Raw genomic sequence first — 14,696 nt, 5'->3', positions numbered from 1 at the left:
TGGTTTTTCAAGACGAACGATTCGTTCGATATAAAATACGAGGAGCGGTGTATGACACAGCCCATCAGCGTAATTGCTAAAAGCCTGGCGCGCGAGCGTTCGCGCACCGGGCTCTCACTGGCGGAGGTGGCGCGCCGCGCCGGGATAGCCAAATCGACCCTGTCACAGCTGGAGTCCGGCAATGGCAACCCTAGCCTGGAAACATTGTGGGCGCTGTGCGTGGCGCTGGACATTCCCTTCGCCCGCTTACTGGAGCCGCAGGCCAACCAGACCCAGGTGATTCGCCGCGGCGAAGGCACTAAAGTGGTTGCTGAGCAGGCCAACTATCAGGCCATTTTGCTGGCGGCTTGTCCCCCCGGCGCGCGTCGCGACATCTATCTGCTGTTGACGCAGCCCGGCGCCGATCGGATCTCGCACCCGCACCCGCCCGGGTCGGTCGAACATATTATTATCACTCAGGGGCGCGCGCGCGTTGGTCTTACCGAAGCGCCGGAAGAGCTGGGGGAAGGGGATTACATCTGCTACCCGGCCGATCGGGAACACCTCTTTCAGGCGCTGGAGCCGGATACCCAGGCGCTGCTGGTGGCAGAGCAAAATTAGTCATAATCTGCGCATTTTATTCTGATGCGCAGAAGATTATTTCATTTCCCATTAATGATTGAGTGAATTATTTATTCACTCAATTTCTTCATTGTTTTTCCATTTTTGTTTCCTTCCGTTTTGCCTGAAAACATGGGATTGATGTCACTCTTCCTTCCGGAAGGGGTTCGTATACTTAATTCGTGACATTGGGGCCTATTATGTTTTTAGAAGAACGTAGAAAGCATATCCTGAAATATTTAAACGATCATGAGCGTGGTTTTGTTAATTATTTTGCTGCTTATTTTAGTGTTTCAAAAGAAACCATTCGCAGTGATTTAAATATTCTTGCAGAAATGGGGTTGGTGCAACGTTGTTATGGCGGAGCGATTATTTCCCGGCACAATTTAAAGGCTGAACTTATTTCTGAAACCGGTGATAGTTTCGGCGTGCTGCTGCAGCCGATTAACCATCGGAAACCTACGGCGAGCGGTCAGCAGAAAGGAAAATCGATGAACGGCAAAGTGTGTGTATTCGGCTCATTTAATGTGGATATCGTGGCCCGAGTGGAGCGTTTTCCGCGCGGCGGAGAATCGCTACTGGCGCTCGCCAGCAGCCTTGGGCCCGGTGGCAAGGGGGCGAATCAGGCGACAGCGGCCAGTAAAGCCGGCGCGCAGGTCCATTTTGTCGCTAAGGTGGGCAAGGATCAGTTTAGCCACCTGGCGGCCGATCATCTCACTCGTTCAGAAATACACTCCTATACGCTTTATCAATCTGAGAGCGAACCTACCGGCAATGCCATTATTTATGTTTCGCAGGAAAATGGCGAAAATATGATTGCTATTTACTCTGGCGCCAATACTACAATAACGCATAATGAGATTGAGGCGATTATTCCAGAGTTGTCCGCCTCCGACGTTTTACTTGTTCAGCTTGAGAATAATTTTGACGCCACCCATTCGCTAATAAAAATCGCCAGGGAACTCGGTAAGACAGTCATTCTCAATCCGGCGCCATACTCGGCGGAAATAATCAAAAGCATCCCTTATATCGATGTGATTACACCGAATGAAACCGAGGCTTCATTATTATCCGGTATCGACATTCACGATGTTGATACTGCCAAAGAAGCCGCGCTGCGCATCGCTGAATTAGGTGTAAAGAAAGTTCTGATTACCATGGGGTCGCGCGGAGCGCTGCTGCTGGATAATCTCCAGTTTAGCCAAATTCGCGCCTTTCCGGCGGTCACCGTCGATACCACCGGCGCTGGCGATGCGTTTAATGGCGCGCTCGCCGCCTCGCTGGCTGCCGGCAACACCCTGGTTCAGGCCGCGACCTGGGCCTCTGCTTTCGCCTCTCTGGCCGTCGAGCTGGAGGGGGCTTCCAACATGCCTGACTTTGCGCAGGCAAGTGCCCGACTCCGTACCCTCTAATCCAGGAAAAATAAGATGAAAACGATTAACGGTGTTGTACCCGTCATGCTGACCCCTTTTACCGCTGACGACCAGATTGATTATCCGGCGCTGGCGAAGCTGATTGATTGGTATCTGGCAAAGGGCGTGGATGCGCTTTTTGCCGTCTGCCAGTCCAGCGAAATGCAATATCTCAGCCTACAGGAGCGTGTCGAGCTGGCGCGTTTCGTGGTGCAACGCGTGGCGGGACGCATTCCAGTCATTGCCTCGGGCCATATCAGCGATGATCTGGCGGCGCAAAAAGAGGAGTTGCTGGCAATGGCGCAGACCGGCATTGATGCGCTGGTGCTGGTCACTAATCATCTCGATCCGCGTAATGAGGGCAGTGAAGTCTTTTTCGCTACCCTGCAATCGCTGTTAGCGGCTTTGCCTTCTTCCATGCCGCTGGGGCTGTACGAGTGCCCGGCGCCGTATCGCCGCCTGCTTAGCGACGACGAGTTCGCCTGGTGCGCCAACAGTGGTCGTTTCGTGGTGCTGAAAGATGTGAGCTGCGATCTGCCAACCGTTGAGCGCCGCGTGCGTCTGGCGCAGGGAACCCCGCTGAAGGTCATTAACGCCAATGCCGCGATTGCCTGGCCGGCGATGCTGGCGGGCGCCGAAGGTTTCAGCGGCGTGTTCACCAACTTCCATCCCGAACTGTACGGCTGGCTGTGGCGGGAAGGCAAAAATCAGCGGGCGCTGGCCGATGAACTGGCGATATTTCTGTCGCTGGGTGCGGTAACCGAAACGCTGGGCTACCCGAAAAACGCCAAAATTTACCATCAACGGCTGGGGACCTTCGACAGCGATGCCTGCCGGGTTAATAAAGACGATGTGCTGAGCAAATTCTGGGGGCTGACGGTGATCCTCGACCAGATCCGCGCCGGGACTGAACTGTGGCAGCAGCGGATCGCCGGCTAAGGGAGGGATCGTTATGATCGTATCGAGTCTGCAGGCGTGGTCTGCGCAACAGGCCGCGTTTCATCCGGCGATCCGCCAGGCGCTGGCGTTTATCGCCAGCCAGGATTTCCAGCGCTTCGCGCCGGGGAAAATCGACCTGATCCCGGGGAAACTTTTCTGCCTGCTACAGGAGATGGAGAGCGTGCCTTTCGCGCAGGCGCGGCCGGAGTCGCACAAGCAGTTCATTGATATTCAGTATCTGATTTCCGGCGAGGAGCGGATGGGTGTCAGCCGCGCTGAAAGCGGCAGTCATTGCGTTACCGAGGATCGGACGCCGCAGCAGGACATCTTGTTCTGGCAGGTTGAAGAAGAGGAGACGCAGATAACCCTGAAACCCGGCATGTTCGCCATTTTCTTTCCCCAGGATATCCATCGCCCCTGCTGCCATCCGCGCGATGGCGAGCGGCAACATATCCGTAAAGCGGTGATGAAAATCGATCGCGCCTTGCTGGAGGAGGGTTTATGAGTTCGCTAAATCAAACGGCGGCTGAAGCGATTGCGGCGCCGAAACTCTCGCGTCGACGTTGGGGCATTATTTTAATCCTGCTGCTGGCCGCGGTGGTCAATTACCTCGATCGCGCCAACCTGAGTATCGCGAACACCACCATCGCCAGGGAGTTTGGCTTCTCTGGTACTGAAATGGGGCTGTTATTGTCAGCGTTTCTCTGGCCCTATGCGCTGGCGAATTTACCCGCCGGCTGGCTGGTAGACCGCTTTGGCGCGAAGAAAATGTTCAGCGGCGCGCTGGGGTTATGGTCAGCGGTGACGTTCTTAATGGGCTTCGTGAACACCTATAGCTTCTTCTATGGTTTGCGCATGCTGCTGGGCGTGGCGGAGTCACCGTTCTTCACTTCCGGTATCAAGATCACCCAGAGCTGGTTTGCGGAGAAAGAACGCGGTTTGCCAACGTCAATTATCAATACCGGTTCGCAAATCGCCAATGCGATAGCGCCTCCGGTGCTGACTATTTTGCTGTTATGGATCGGCTGGCGCGGCATGTTCATGGTTGTCGGCCTGCTCGGACTGCCATTGTTGCTGGCGTGGCTTAAGTTTTATCGCGACCCGGACGCGCGCGAGGCGATGCTGATACATACCGGGAAAGTCATACGTCCCGAAGGTGAGCAGCCGAAGGTCAGCTGGGGAGAACTGTTTCGCCGGAAAACCACCTGGTTCATGATTGCCGGTAACTTCTGCATCATGTTTACCATTTGGGTTTATCTGACATGGCTGCCGGGATATCTGGAAACCTCGCTGGGCTTTAGCCTCAAGCAGACCGGTTTTATCGCCTCGATACCTTTCTTTGCCGGTATTATCGGCGTGCTGTGTGGCGGGATGCTTTCTGACAGACTGGTGCGTAAAGGGATGAACGCCGTTACCGCGCGTAAAGTGCCGATTGTGGCGGGTGCCGCGCTGGCGGCCTGTTTCGTGATGCCGATTCCGTTTGTTGATAATAGCGGCGTTGCGATCGCCCTGCTGACGCTGGGCTACTTCTGTTCACAAATGCCTTCCGGCGTGATCTGGACGTTAGCGACCGATATGGCGCCGAAAGAACAGGTCGCCTCATTGGGTGCTATCCAGAACTTTGGCGGCTTTCTCGGCGCGGCGCTGGCGCCGATTATCACCGGCATTATTCTTGATGCTACCGGGCACTTTACCAACGTATTTATTCTCGGTGGGATACTGCTGTTTATGGGCGCCTGCTGCTACGGTTTCTTTGTGCGCAAAAATGCCTAATCCCTCTGGTAGCAAAAACGCCTGATTGCTCAGGCGTTTTCTTTATTACGCAAGGTAAAACACTTCACTCAGTTCAGCGCTTAGCGGGCTGTTATCCGGATTCGTCGGCATCACCTCGCGCATATACCGCCACCAGCGTTGGCAGACCTCTGTTTCCGCCACCGCGTTCCAGCGGGCCTCCGATTCAATTTCCACCGTGGCGAATAGCAGATGGCGCTGTTTGTCGAGGTAGATTGCATAGTGGTGCGCGCCATGCGCTTTCAGCGTGGCTTCCAGTTCAGGCCAGATGGGATTATGACGGCGCTGATACTCCTCGTGGGCGTCGGGATTAACCTGCATCACGAAGGCTTTGCGGATCATAACGCCTCCAGGTATAACTCGCGCACCTCGTCGCGGCTGGCGCTGCGCGGGTTACACGGCGCGCAGGGGTCGGCCAGCGCTTTATCCAGCCAGCCTTCGATGTCGGCCTTACTGACGCCAAGCTGGCTAAAGCCTTCAGGAATACCGACTCGTTTGCTCAACGCGCGAATCGCATTAATCGCCGCCATGCTGGCGGTTTCGTCGCTCATGCCGCCCGTATCGACGCCCACCGCCTGGGCGATGCGGGCAAAACGCGCTACCGCGTTCGGGCGGTTAAAGTTTTCGATGATCGGCAGCAGGATGGCATTACAAACGCCGTGCGGCAGATTGTGGGTCGCGCCCGGCTGGTGCGCCAGCGCGTGTACCAGACCAAGACCTGCGCTGTTGAACGCCATTCCTGCCAGATACTGACCGTATGCCATCTGCTCGCGGGCCTGCAGATTGTGCCCGTCATCAACGGCCAGCGGCAGCCACTGGTGAATTAAGCGAATCGCTTCCAGCGCGTTGGCGTCGGTCAGCGGATGGGCGCCGACGGAGACAAACGCCTCAATAGCGTGGGTTAACGCATCCATACCGGTCGCGGCGGTAACCGACGGCGGAATATCGAGCATCACGCTGGCGTCGTCGACGGCAATATCCGGGATGATGTTTGGGTCGATGATGACCTCTTTCACCTGACGTTCGCTATCAATAATCACCGCGTTGCTGGTCATTTCAGCGGCGGTTCCGGCGGTGGTGTTTATTGCCACCAGCGGCACGCCGGCATTCTTCACTTTGCCCACGCCGGAATAGGCGGTCGATGGCGCCGGGTTAGCGCTGAGAATTTTCACCGCCTTAGCGGTATCGATCGGGCTGCCGCCGCCGAAGGCGATAATATAGTCGCACTGCGCCGCACGGAATGCGGCGATACCTTGCTGAACCAGCGCTTCGGTTGGGTTCGGAAAGACGTTATCGAACAGATGATAAGACAGTTGATGCGCTTCCAGCGCCTGAAACAGGCTATCGAGCAGGCCCATTTCCACCAGATGGCCGTCGGTGACAATCAGCGCTTTTCCCCACTGCTTGTCCGCCACCAGGCTCACCATATCGCCGATCGCGCCCGCGCCATGCAGGCTGATTTTCGGCAGTGCCAACATAAAGCTCATGATTATTCTCCTTACAAAGCGACTCGCTTTCTTAGAGCGCCAGCGCGCTGGCCAGCGGCGTGACGCCAAAGCGTTGGCCTAACGCAATCAATTCTTCGCGGCTAATCGTCTGTTTCATGCCGCCCATCGAATAGACTTTCACCAGCACCTCGGCGGATTTCTCGGCGGTATCGATTAGGCCGAAAGTCTCATCCAGCGTCGGTCCGCTGCCGAAGACGCCGTGGAATGGCCACAGCACCAGAGAGTGTTTCTGCATTTCACCGGCGGTCGCCTGGCCAATCTCGTCGGTGCCCGGCACCATCCACGGCAGAATGCCGACGCCGTCCGGGAACACCACCAGGCATTCGGTGCTGCCTTCCCAAAGCTTGCGGGTGAACAGATCGCTGTTGTTCTCCAGCACGTAGGTCAGGGCGATCAGGTTGGTGGCATGGCAGTGCATGATCACGCGATCTTTGCCGCCGGTGGCTTTGATGCGCTCGCAGTGCGACAGGAAATGCGCCGGCAGTTCCGACGTCGGCACGGCTTCTTCCGTTAACCCCCACAGAATGAAGTAGCCCGCGCCGTCGTTGTCTATTTTCACCACTCCGAGATTGGCGGCGGGATCGAGCTGCACATTACGGAAGAATTTACCGGAACCGGTAACGATAAACGGCTGATTAGCCAGTTCCGGCATCGGCTGGCTTAAGGCGATATAGCGCGGCTGAGCGTGAAAATCGGCTTTGAATGGCGCGATATCCGCTTCATCCAGGCGCAGCGTCAAATTACCGCCGTTACGCTCGTCCCAGCCTTTAAGCCAGGCGTCGGAGGTGGCTTTGATCATGCCCTGAACGAACCATGAATTGATGATGTTGTGCATAGTCTTGTCTTTCCTGTTGATTCGTAATAGGTGTGATTCCCCGGATAAACCCTGTACGGCGCAATCCGGGGAAAGTCAGGCATTAGCCGCGCTGGCTCAGCACGTCTTTTTCATAGGTCCGCACGTTTTCCAGCCACTGGCTGCCTGCCGGCGTATCGTGACGCTGGCAGTACATCTCCCAGATGGCCTGCCACGGCAGAGATTTCTGCTCTTCGAGCAGCGCCAGACGGGCGGTGTAATCACCGTCGTTTTCCAGCTGGCGCAGCAGCGCCGTCGGCTCGAGCAGCGCGCGCAGCAGGGCTTTTTTCATGTTGCGGGTGCCGATTACCCACGCCGCGATGCGGTTAATGGAGGCATCAAAGAAGTCGAGGCCGATATGCACGCGGTCGAACAGGTTGTGGCGGATAATTTCGCTGGCGATGGCCTGGGTTTCGTCATCCAGCAGCACCACGTGATCGCTGTCCCAGCGTACCGGGCGGCTGACGTGCAGCAGCAGGCGTGGGATATAGAGCATGGCGGCGGAGATTTTGTCGGAGATGACTTCCGTCGGATGGAAGTGGCCGGCATCCAGGCACAACGCGGTTTGACGACTGGCGGCGTAGCCCATGTAGAATTCATTGGAGCCCACGGTATAGCTTTCAGCGCCGATACCGAACAGCTTGCTCTCAACGGCGTCGATATGGTGCGCCGGATCGAGCTTTTCGCTGATGACCTCATCCAGCGCGTTCAGCAGCCGCTGGCGCGGGGCGAAGCGATCGACGGTAATATCTTTCATGCCGTCCGGCACCCAGATATTCATTACCGATGGCGTCCCAAGTTGTTCGCCGAAATAAGCGGAGATGCGGCGGCTGGCTTTACAGTGATCGATCCAGAACTGACGAATCTCCGGGTTGGCGTGCGACAGCGTAAAGCCGTCGGCGCTTAGCGGATGCGAGAAGCAGGAAGGGTTAAAATCGAGCCCCAACTGGTGGCGTTTCGCCCATTCCACCCAGTGCTTAAAGTGTTCCGGCTTGATTTCATTACGCGCGACCGGCGTGGCGGACTCAAGATAAATCGCGTGCAGATTAAGGCGCTTCGGCCCCGGTATCAGGCTTAGCGCCTGTTCGAGGTCGGCGCGTAGCTCCTGGGCATTGCGCGCTTTGCCGGGATAGTTGCCGGTGGCCTGAATGCCGCCGGTTAAGTTGCCTTCCGGGTTTTCAAAGCCCGCCACGTCATCGCCCTGCCAGCAGTGCATTGACACCGGCAGACGGTCCAGCTGACGCAGAGCTTCCTCGGCATCTACGCCGATGGCGGCATAGCGCTGCTTAGCAATTTCCCAGGCTTGTTCAAGTTGAGTGGTCATGCGCAAAGCTCCTTTGTAGGTTGTGGCTGAAATTGCGCGACGAAGCGGGCAATTTCGCTATCTGAATGTGGGGTGAACGTGGTGAGCGACGCGTTGTCGCGTACCACCTGACGGAATTCATCGACGTTGTGCAGTTCATCCAGCGTCATCAGCTGGATGCCGATATTGCCAAGCGTGGAGGCTTCAATGGGGCCCGCCACCGCCGGCAGGCCGCAGGCATCGGCGCACAGTTGGTTAAGCAACGCGTTCTGGCAGCCGCCGCCGACGATATGTAACTGGCTAAAAGGGTGGCCGCGGAGTGCTGCAAGCTCGCCCAATACCCGGGCATACAGCAGCGCCAGGCTGTCAAAAATGCAGCGCGCCAGTTCGGCGGGAGTGACCGGAATCGGCTGGGCGGTCTCCGCGCAGGCGGCCTGAATTTCGGCACTCATATTGGCCGGGTTAATAAAGCGATCGTTATTGCAATCAATCAGGTAACGGCAGGCTGGCAGCATCGCCGTGTCGACAATCAGCGCCTGCAGATCGCTAATGTTCTGCTCTTGCAGTACCCGCTGCAGCAGCCATAGGCCCATGATGTTTTTCAGTACCCGATAGCGTCCCTCAGCGCCGCCTTCATTAGTGATATTCGCCTTCAGTGCTTGCTGGCTGGTGTAAGGCGTTTTACTTTCAAAGCCCATCAGCGACCAGGTGCCTGATGAGAGATAGGCGGCATTTTTATCCGCCAGCGGCGAGGCGATCACGGCGCTGGCCGTATCGTGGCTGGCGACGGCGACCACCGGGATGCGGTTACCCTGCGGGCAGATCCAGTGGCCGATAACATTGCCCGGATGCGTCGGCGTACCGAACCAGTCCGGCTGCGCGCCGCTCCAGCGGAGCAGCTCGTCATCCCAGTTATCGCTATTGATATTAACCAGTTGCGTGGTGGTGGCGTTGGTGTATTCCCAGTTCATCGCGCCGGTCAGGCGGTAGCTGAAGTAGTCCGGGATCAGCAGCGCATGGGCGACCTGTTCCACCAGCGTCGGCTGCTGGCTGACCAGCGCCCGCAGCTGATAAAGGGTGTTGAACGGCAGAAATTGGATGCCGCTGCGGCAGTAGATATTGGCGCGGCCGAGGTGTTCGATTGCCTGCGCCATCAGGCCGTGAGTGCGGCTATCGCGATAGGAAACCGGCAGGCCGACGCGCTGGCCGTGCTTATCCAGCAAGACGAAATCAACGCCCCAGGTGTCGATGCCGATACTGTCGATCAGGATCCCCTGTTCGCACACTTTCACCAGCCCACGGCGAATTTCCGCTTCCAGGCTATCGATATCCCAGCAATCGTAGCCGCCCACTTTCAGGAGGCGGTTGGTGAAACGGTGAACTTCACGCAGCGTCAGCGCGCGCGTCGCGGTGTCATAATTCGCAAGCATGACCCGACCGCTGGATGCGCCTAAATCAACGGCGACACAATGACGAATACTCATGGCACGACCCTTCTTAAAATCATTACAGGCAGTCTAAAAAAGGCGTCTCTGCGTCACCTTCTCGCTACTGACAGCGAAAGCGGGCGGCTGGCAACACAGCAAAGGTGACCGTGAGAAGCGTCACAGTTTCGTTTTATGGGCGGCGCGAGGTGCGGTGTGATGTTGGCCGCAGTTCCGGAAATTTCCGGCTGGTTCTTGAAAAAACGGCAGGTTTTACGCGGTTCGCGGTCAAAAATTGAAGGCCGGATTGCCGGCCCTTAATTACTATTTGCGGCGACGGTTGATAATTTTTCTCATTCGTGGAGGCTGCTATGACCGTGTTGCACAGTACGGATTTTTTTAAGGCCGGCGTCTCGGCGGTGGCGATTGAACCGCGCCTTCCTCAAGCGGCCTTTCCAGAACATCACCATGATTTTCATGAGATTGTCATCGTTGAACAGGGTACGGGCATTCACGTTTTCAACGGCCAGCCCTATACCATCAGCGGCGGTTCGGTCTGCTTTATTCGCGATCACGATCGCCATCTTTACGAACACACTAATAACCTGTGTCTGACCAACGTGCTCTACCGCGCGCCGGATGCTTTTCGTTTTTTGACCGGCGTGAACCAGCTGCTGCCGCAGGAGCAGGACGGCAACTATCTGTCACACTGGCGAGTCAACCAGACGGTACTGCAGCAGGTGCGGCAAATCGTCGGTCAGATGGAAAAGGTCGGGCAGGGCATCGAACCCCATACCATCGCCAGCCGTGAAATCCTTTTTATGCAGCTACTGGTGCTACTGCACAGCAACAGCCTGGCGGAAGGCGCCGGCAACCACGAGGCGCGGCTGAATCAGCTGATGGCCTGGCTGGAAGACCATTTTGCCGAAGAGATATGCTGGGAGGAGGTAGCGGCGCAGTTTTCGCTCTCTTTACGCACCCTGCATCGCCAGCTAAAGCTGCAAACCGGGCTGACGCCCCAGCGCTACCTCAACCGGGTGCGCCTGATGAAAGCGCGGCACCTGCTGCGCCACAGCGATGATAGCGTGACAGAAATCGCTTATCGCTGCGGTTTTGGCGACAGTAACCATTTTTCGACGCTATTTCGCCGTGAATTCGACTGGTCGCCGCGCGATATTCGCCAGGGGCGCGACGCTATTCTTCAGTAACGCGAGAAGAGTCAACGTATTGCCTCACCAAAATGCGAATAATGGTTGGTTTCCGCGTCGGGAGTAAGAGTTGTGGCAGGTCAGCTGGTGCTTCGCAAAGATGAGTTTTTTGCCTCTCCCTCGCAGGCGGTCGCGGTGGCTGACCGCTACCCGCAAAACGTCTTCGCCGAGCATACCCATGAATTTTGCGAGCTGGTGCTGGTGTGGCGCGGCAACGGCCTGCATATCCTCAACGATCGCCCGTGGCGGATTACCCGCGGCGATCTCTTTTATATCCGCGCGGAAGATAAACACTCTTATGCTTCGGTCAACGACCTGGTTCTGCAGAATATTATTTATTGCCCGGATCGACTGCGGCTCAATTTTGACTGGGCGGCGCATATTCCGGGATTATTCGGCACGACCTGGCAGCCGCACTGGCGGATCGGCAGCAGCGGCATGGCGCAGGTCAGGCAGGTGATTAACCAGCTGGAACACGAAAGCGCGCGGCAGGATGCGCAGGCGGACAGCATGGCGGAACTGCTGTTTGCCCAACTGGCGCTAACGCTCCAGCGCTATCGCTACGCCACTGATAATCTGGCGGCGACGCAAAGCGAAACTCTGCTCGACAAACTGCTAACGGCGCTGGCCGGAAGTCTGAATCGCCCCTTTAATCTGGATAGCTTCTGTCTGCATGAAGGCTGCAGCGAACGCGCGTTACGCCAGCAGTTTCGCCAGCAAACGGGAATGACGATAACTCACTATTTGCGCCAGCTGCGGATCTGCCATGCGCAGTATTTACTGCAGCATACCGAGCGGCTAATCGGCGAGATCGCCATGCAGTGCGGGTTTGAGGACAGTAACTATTTTTCGGTGGTGTTTAATCGGGAAATTGGCATGACGCCGGGACAGTGGCGGCAGCGCAGTCGCGCCGCCGCGTAAGGGGAAATCAGTTAGCCATTCCCAGGCCGACGATATTCGCGGCGATGATAATCACCACGCAGCCGAGGCTGAGCACGCTGACCGGGCGGCGTCCGGCGTTGTTCCACTCTTTCAGCACCAGCCCGACCAGCCCGCCGCACAGTACGTAGAAGCTCATATGCAGCATCCAGCTCATGTAGTCATACTGCGCCGGGATACTGGCGTGGCCCCAGGCATAGAAGAAGAACTGCAGATACCACATTAGCCCGCCCAATGCGGAAAGCAGAATGTTGCTGATGATAAGCGGTTTTGCCAGTGAGAAGTCGGCTTTTAGCGACAAATCCTTCACTTTGGCGAGGCGAATATAACAGAAGCCGAGGTTAACCAGTGCGCCGCCGCCCATGATCACCACGTAGCTTGGCAGCGCGGTATACAGCGGATCGACGCCCAGCGCCGCGGCGGCTTCATGCATTGGTTTAGCGGCGTTCATCGCAAATGACATGCCGGCGGAGAAAATACCGCACATCACCGCCAGCATCAGCCCTTTTTTCAGGTTGAACTCTTCCGCTTTGATGCCCATTTTGCGCTCTTTAAGCTGGCCGGCGCGGGTGACGATACCCACGCCAATCACCGCCACCAGCACGCCGAGCAGGGTCATTTGTCCGCCTTTGGTGTGAATCAACACATCAAAGTGGCCGTTGAGGATCGGCGTCATTAAGGTGCCGACGATAAGCGTAATGCCGATAGCGATACCGATACCCATCGACATCCCCAGATAGCGCATGGTCAGGCCATAGTTGATGTTACCGATGCCCCACATCGCGCCGAACAAAAACACCGGCAGCAGCGTGGAAGCGCTAAATGAGCGATAGTAGGCCCAGAAATCGGGCAGCAGCATGGCGCTTATCGCCCACGGCAGAATTAGCCAGGAAACAATCCCGCCGATCGACCACATGGTTTCCCACGACCAGTGTTTCACCTTCTTGAAAGGGGCATAAAAACAGGCGGCACTGGCGGCGCCAATTAAATGCCAAAAAATTCCCATCGTAATCGCATGATTCATTGCCTTTACCCTCATCTGTGTTGGGTTGGATAGACTCTCTCCGATGCGATGAGTGTAAAAATTGCGCAGTTTTTACGCCTTTGAGCTGTTGCCACCTCAGACGAAACTCTGGCAATCAGGGGCTTAATGGGTTGTTTTAGCTCACAAACCGGCGTGTATCTATTTTGGGTATAACCTTAGTAAAACTACGGCATTGATAATCATTTTCAATATCATTTAATTAACTATAATGAACCGACTGCTTACGCGGCGTTAACACCCTCTGCCGCCCGATAATAATGGAGATGATTATGAGTTATACACTGCCATCCCTGCCGTACGCTTACGATGCTCTGGAACCGCATTTCGACAAGCAGACGATGGAGATCCATCATACTAAGCATCACCAGACCTACGTTAACAACGCTAACGCAGCGCTGGAAAGCCTGCCGGAATTCGCTAACCTGTCCGCGGAAGAGCTGATCACTAAGCTTGATCAACTGCCGGCTGACAAAAAAACCGTACTGCGTAACAACGCGGGCGGCCACGCTAACCACAGCCTGTTCTGGAAAGGCCTGAAAACCGGCACCACCCTGCAGGGCGACCTGAAAGCCGCTATCGAGCGTGATTTCGGTTCTGTGGACAACTTCAAAGCTGAATTCGAAAAAGCGGCAGCTACCCGCTTTGGTTCCGGCTGGGCGTGGCTGGTGCTGAAAGGCGACAAACTGGCCGTCGTTTCTACCGCAAACCAGGACTCCCCGCTGATGGGCGAAGCCATTTCCGGCGCTTCAGGCTTCCCGATTATCGGCCTGGATGTGTGGGAACACGCTTACTACCTGAAATTCCAGAACCGCCGTCCGGACTACATCAAAGCCTTCTGGGACGTGGTGAACTGGGACGAAGCAGCAGCGCGTTTTGCCGCCAAAAAATAAGGTTGCATTGTGCTAAGAGAGAAGCGAGTCTGATGACTCGCTTTTTTTATATCCGTAGCAAGGAGAGCAGCAATGCATTATCCGGTGAATGTCTTTGTCGGCAAAATCAGGGACTACGACGGTAGCCGCCCCAGCGCAATTGGCAAAATCCAGGTCGATGGCGAATTACAGCTCGGCGATCTCGGGCTGGAAGGGGACGAGCAGGCGGAAAAGAAAATTCACGGCGGGCCGGATCGCGCGCTGTGCCACTATCCCCGCGAGCATTACCTCGACTGGATCCGCGAATTCCCGCAGCAGGCCGATCTGTTCTGCGCCCCCGCATTCGGCGAAAACCTTTCTACCGAAGGGCTAACGGAAAAAAACGTCTATATCGGCGATATCTTTCGTTGGGGCGAAGCGCTGATTCAGGTCACTCAACCGCGCTCTCCCTGCTTCAAACTGAATTACCATTTCGGTATTAGCGACATGGCGCAACTGATGCAAAACAGCGGCAAGGTTGGCTGGCTCTACCGCATTATCGCCGGCGGCCGGGTTTCCAGCGATGCGCCGCTGGAGCTGGTATCGCGTCTGAGCGACGTGAGCGTGCATGAGGCTGGTGCGATTGCCTGGCATATGCCGTTTGACGACGACCAGTATCACCGTCTGCTATCGGCGGCGGGACTGTCGGTGAGCTGGAGCAGAACCATGCAGAAACGGCGTTTAAGCGGGCAGATCGAGGATAATTCGCGCAGATTATGGGGGAAATAATTCCCCCATATTGAACGTTGCAACCAGTAGCCCGGCT

15 protein-coding genes are annotated in these 14,696 nt (G+C 56.3%); 9 read left to right on the top strand and 6 right to left on the bottom strand.

All coding sequences use genetic code 11. From position 1 onward, the window contains the following. Positions 1–51 precede the first annotated feature (51 nt). The 5 genes from PGR79_RS22345 to PGR79_RS22325 all read left to right on the top strand — a co-directional run bounded on the left by PGR79_RS22345 (position 52) and on the right by PGR79_RS22325 (position 4,724). The gene (locus PGR79_RS22345) at positions 52–600 is read left to right on the top strand and encodes a helix-turn-helix domain-containing protein (protein WP_087858746.1); all 549 of its coding nucleotides are present in this window, start codon (positions 52–54) and stop codon (positions 598–600) included. Between the two features lie 200 nt (positions 601–800). Continuing rightward, positions 801–2,012 carry a PfkB family carbohydrate kinase gene (locus PGR79_RS22340; RefSeq protein WP_113374889.1) on the top strand — a complete coding sequence of 404 codons (1,212 nt, stop codon included), beginning with the start codon at positions 801–803 and terminating at the stop codon, positions 2,010–2,012. Between the two features lie 15 nt (positions 2,013–2,027). Continuing rightward, positions 2,028–2,951 carry a dihydrodipicolinate synthase family protein gene (locus tag PGR79_RS22335; protein WP_032712972.1) on the top strand — a complete coding sequence of 308 codons (924 nt, stop codon included), beginning with the start codon at positions 2,028–2,030 and terminating at the stop codon, positions 2,949–2,951. A 13-nt stretch (positions 2,952–2,964) separates the two neighbouring features. Then, the gene (locus PGR79_RS22330; RefSeq protein WP_047041910.1) at positions 2,965–3,456 is read left to right on the top strand and encodes a YhcH/YjgK/YiaL family protein; all 492 of its coding nucleotides are present in this window, start codon (positions 2,965–2,967) and stop codon (positions 3,454–3,456) included. After that, the gene (locus tag PGR79_RS22325) at positions 3,453–4,724 is read left to right on the top strand and encodes an MFS transporter (protein WP_113374890.1); all 1,272 of its coding nucleotides are present in this window, start codon (positions 3,453–3,455) and stop codon (positions 4,722–4,724) included. The genes PGR79_RS22330 and PGR79_RS22325 overlap by 4 nt, the downstream gene beginning before the upstream one ends. Positions 4,725–4,769: 45 nt before the next feature. Here PGR79_RS22325 and rhaM read toward each other — a convergent pair whose 3' ends face one another. The 5 genes from rhaM to rhaB form a co-directional block, all read right to left on the bottom strand. Beyond that, a complete protein-coding gene (gene rhaM / locus PGR79_RS22320) occupies positions 4,770–5,084 on the bottom strand; it encodes an L-rhamnose mutarotase (protein WP_047066317.1) in 315 nt (104 codons plus the stop codon). Beyond that, entirely contained in the window at positions 5,081–6,229 is a 1,149-nt protein-coding gene (gene fucO / locus PGR79_RS22315; protein ID WP_430922531.1) for a lactaldehyde reductase, read from the bottom strand. The genes rhaM and fucO overlap by 4 nt, the downstream gene beginning before the upstream one ends. A gap of 31 nt (positions 6,230–6,260) precedes the next feature. Continuing rightward, positions 6,261–7,085, bottom strand: a complete 825-nt coding sequence (rhaD, locus tag PGR79_RS22310; protein ID WP_113374891.1) for a rhamnulose-1-phosphate aldolase — start codon at positions 7,083–7,085, stop codon at positions 6,261–6,263. Between the two features lie 82 nt (positions 7,086–7,167). Next, positions 7,168–8,427 (bottom strand): L-rhamnose isomerase, encoded by a 1,260-nt coding sequence (rhaA, locus tag PGR79_RS22305; protein ID WP_113374892.1) that lies wholly within the window; start codon positions 8,425–8,427, stop codon positions 7,168–7,170. Next, a complete protein-coding gene (gene rhaB / locus PGR79_RS22300) occupies positions 8,424–9,890 on the bottom strand; it encodes a rhamnulokinase (RefSeq protein WP_113374893.1) in 1,467 nt (488 codons plus the stop codon). Before rhaB ends, rhaA begins: the two co-directional genes overlap by 4 nt. Before the next feature lie 311 nt (positions 9,891–10,201). Here rhaB and rhaS point away from each other — a divergent pair, with 311 nt between their 5' ends. Together rhaS and rhaR are read left to right on the top strand one after the other, a co-directional pair. After that, positions 10,202–11,038, top strand: a complete 837-nt coding sequence (gene rhaS / locus PGR79_RS22295; protein WP_113374895.1) for an HTH-type transcriptional activator RhaS — start codon at positions 10,202–10,204, stop codon at positions 11,036–11,038. A 72-nt stretch (positions 11,039–11,110) separates the two neighbouring features. Next, positions 11,111–11,959 carry an HTH-type transcriptional activator RhaR gene (rhaR, locus tag PGR79_RS22290; RefSeq protein ID WP_213317846.1) on the top strand — a complete coding sequence of 283 codons (849 nt, stop codon included), beginning with the start codon at positions 11,111–11,113 and terminating at the stop codon, positions 11,957–11,959. Positions 11,960–11,966: 7 nt separating this feature from the next. Here rhaR and rhaT read toward each other — a convergent pair whose 3' ends face one another. Next, positions 11,967–13,001, bottom strand: a complete 1,035-nt coding sequence (gene rhaT / locus PGR79_RS22285) for an L-rhamnose/proton symporter RhaT (RefSeq protein ID WP_430922528.1) — start codon at positions 12,999–13,001, stop codon at positions 11,967–11,969. A gap of 290 nt (positions 13,002–13,291) precedes the next feature. Between rhaT and sodA the strand changes: the two genes are divergently transcribed. Together sodA and yiiM are read left to right on the top strand one after the other, a co-directional pair. Then, a complete protein-coding gene (gene sodA, locus PGR79_RS22280) occupies positions 13,292–13,912 on the top strand; it encodes a superoxide dismutase [Mn] (protein ID WP_015368940.1) in 621 nt (206 codons plus the stop codon). Positions 13,913–13,984: 72 nt separating this feature from the next. After that, positions 13,985–14,659: a 6-hydroxyaminopurine reductase gene (yiiM, locus tag PGR79_RS22275; RefSeq protein ID WP_015368939.1), complete on the top strand. Its 675-nt coding sequence runs from the start codon at positions 13,985–13,987 to the stop codon at positions 14,657–14,659. The last annotated feature ends 37 nt before the right edge of the window (positions 14,660–14,696 follow it).

Source organism: Klebsiella sp. 141161 (genome assembly GCF_050600815.1).
Lineage (GTDB): Bacteria > Pseudomonadota > Gammaproteobacteria > Enterobacterales > Enterobacteriaceae > Klebsiella > Klebsiella aerogenes.
The sequence above is the reverse complement of the archived record's forward strand: the minus strand, read 5'-3'. Positions and strand labels throughout refer to the sequence as shown.

Excerpts from the sequence above, each read along its gene's own strand:
- PGR79_RS22345 (WP_087858746.1), top strand. The coding sequence starts at position 52 with ATGACACAGCCCATCAGCGTAATTGCTAAAAGCCTGGCGCGCGAGCGT.
- PGR79_RS22340 (WP_113374889.1), top strand. The coding sequence starts at position 801 with ATGTTTTTAGAAGAACGTAGAAAGCATATCCTGAAATATTTAAACGAT.
- PGR79_RS22335 (WP_032712972.1), top strand. The coding sequence starts at position 2,028 with ATGAAAACGATTAACGGTGTTGTACCCGTCATGCTGACCCCTTTTACC.
- PGR79_RS22330 (WP_047041910.1), top strand. The coding sequence starts at position 2,965 with ATGATCGTATCGAGTCTGCAGGCGTGGTCTGCGCAACAGGCCGCGTTT.
- PGR79_RS22325 (WP_113374890.1), top strand. The coding sequence starts at position 3,453 with ATGAGTTCGCTAAATCAAACGGCGGCTGAAGCGATTGCGGCGCCGAAA.
- rhaM (WP_047066317.1), bottom strand. The coding sequence starts at position 5,084 with ATGATCCGCAAAGCCTTCGTGATGCAGGTTAATCCCGACGCCCACGAG.
- fucO (WP_430922531.1), bottom strand. The coding sequence starts at position 6,229 with ATGAGCTTTATGTTGGCACTGCCGAAAATCAGCCTGCATGGCGCGGGC.
- rhaD (WP_113374891.1), bottom strand. The coding sequence starts at position 7,085 with ATGCACAACATCATCAATTCATGGTTCGTTCAGGGCATGATCAAAGCC.
- rhaA (WP_113374892.1), bottom strand. The coding sequence starts at position 8,427 with ATGACCACTCAACTTGAACAAGCCTGGGAAATTGCTAAGCAGCGCTAT.
- rhaB (WP_113374893.1), bottom strand. The coding sequence starts at position 9,890 with ATGAGTATTCGTCATTGTGTCGCCGTTGATTTAGGCGCATCCAGCGGT.
- rhaS (WP_113374895.1), top strand. The coding sequence starts at position 10,202 with ATGACCGTGTTGCACAGTACGGATTTTTTTAAGGCCGGCGTCTCGGCG.
- rhaT (WP_430922528.1), bottom strand. The coding sequence starts at position 13,001 with ATGAATCATGCGATTACGATGGGAATTTTTTGGCATTTAATTGGCGCC.
- sodA (WP_015368940.1), top strand. The coding sequence starts at position 13,292 with ATGAGTTATACACTGCCATCCCTGCCGTACGCTTACGATGCTCTGGAA.
- yiiM (WP_015368939.1), top strand. The coding sequence starts at position 13,985 with ATGCATTATCCGGTGAATGTCTTTGTCGGCAAAATCAGGGACTACGAC.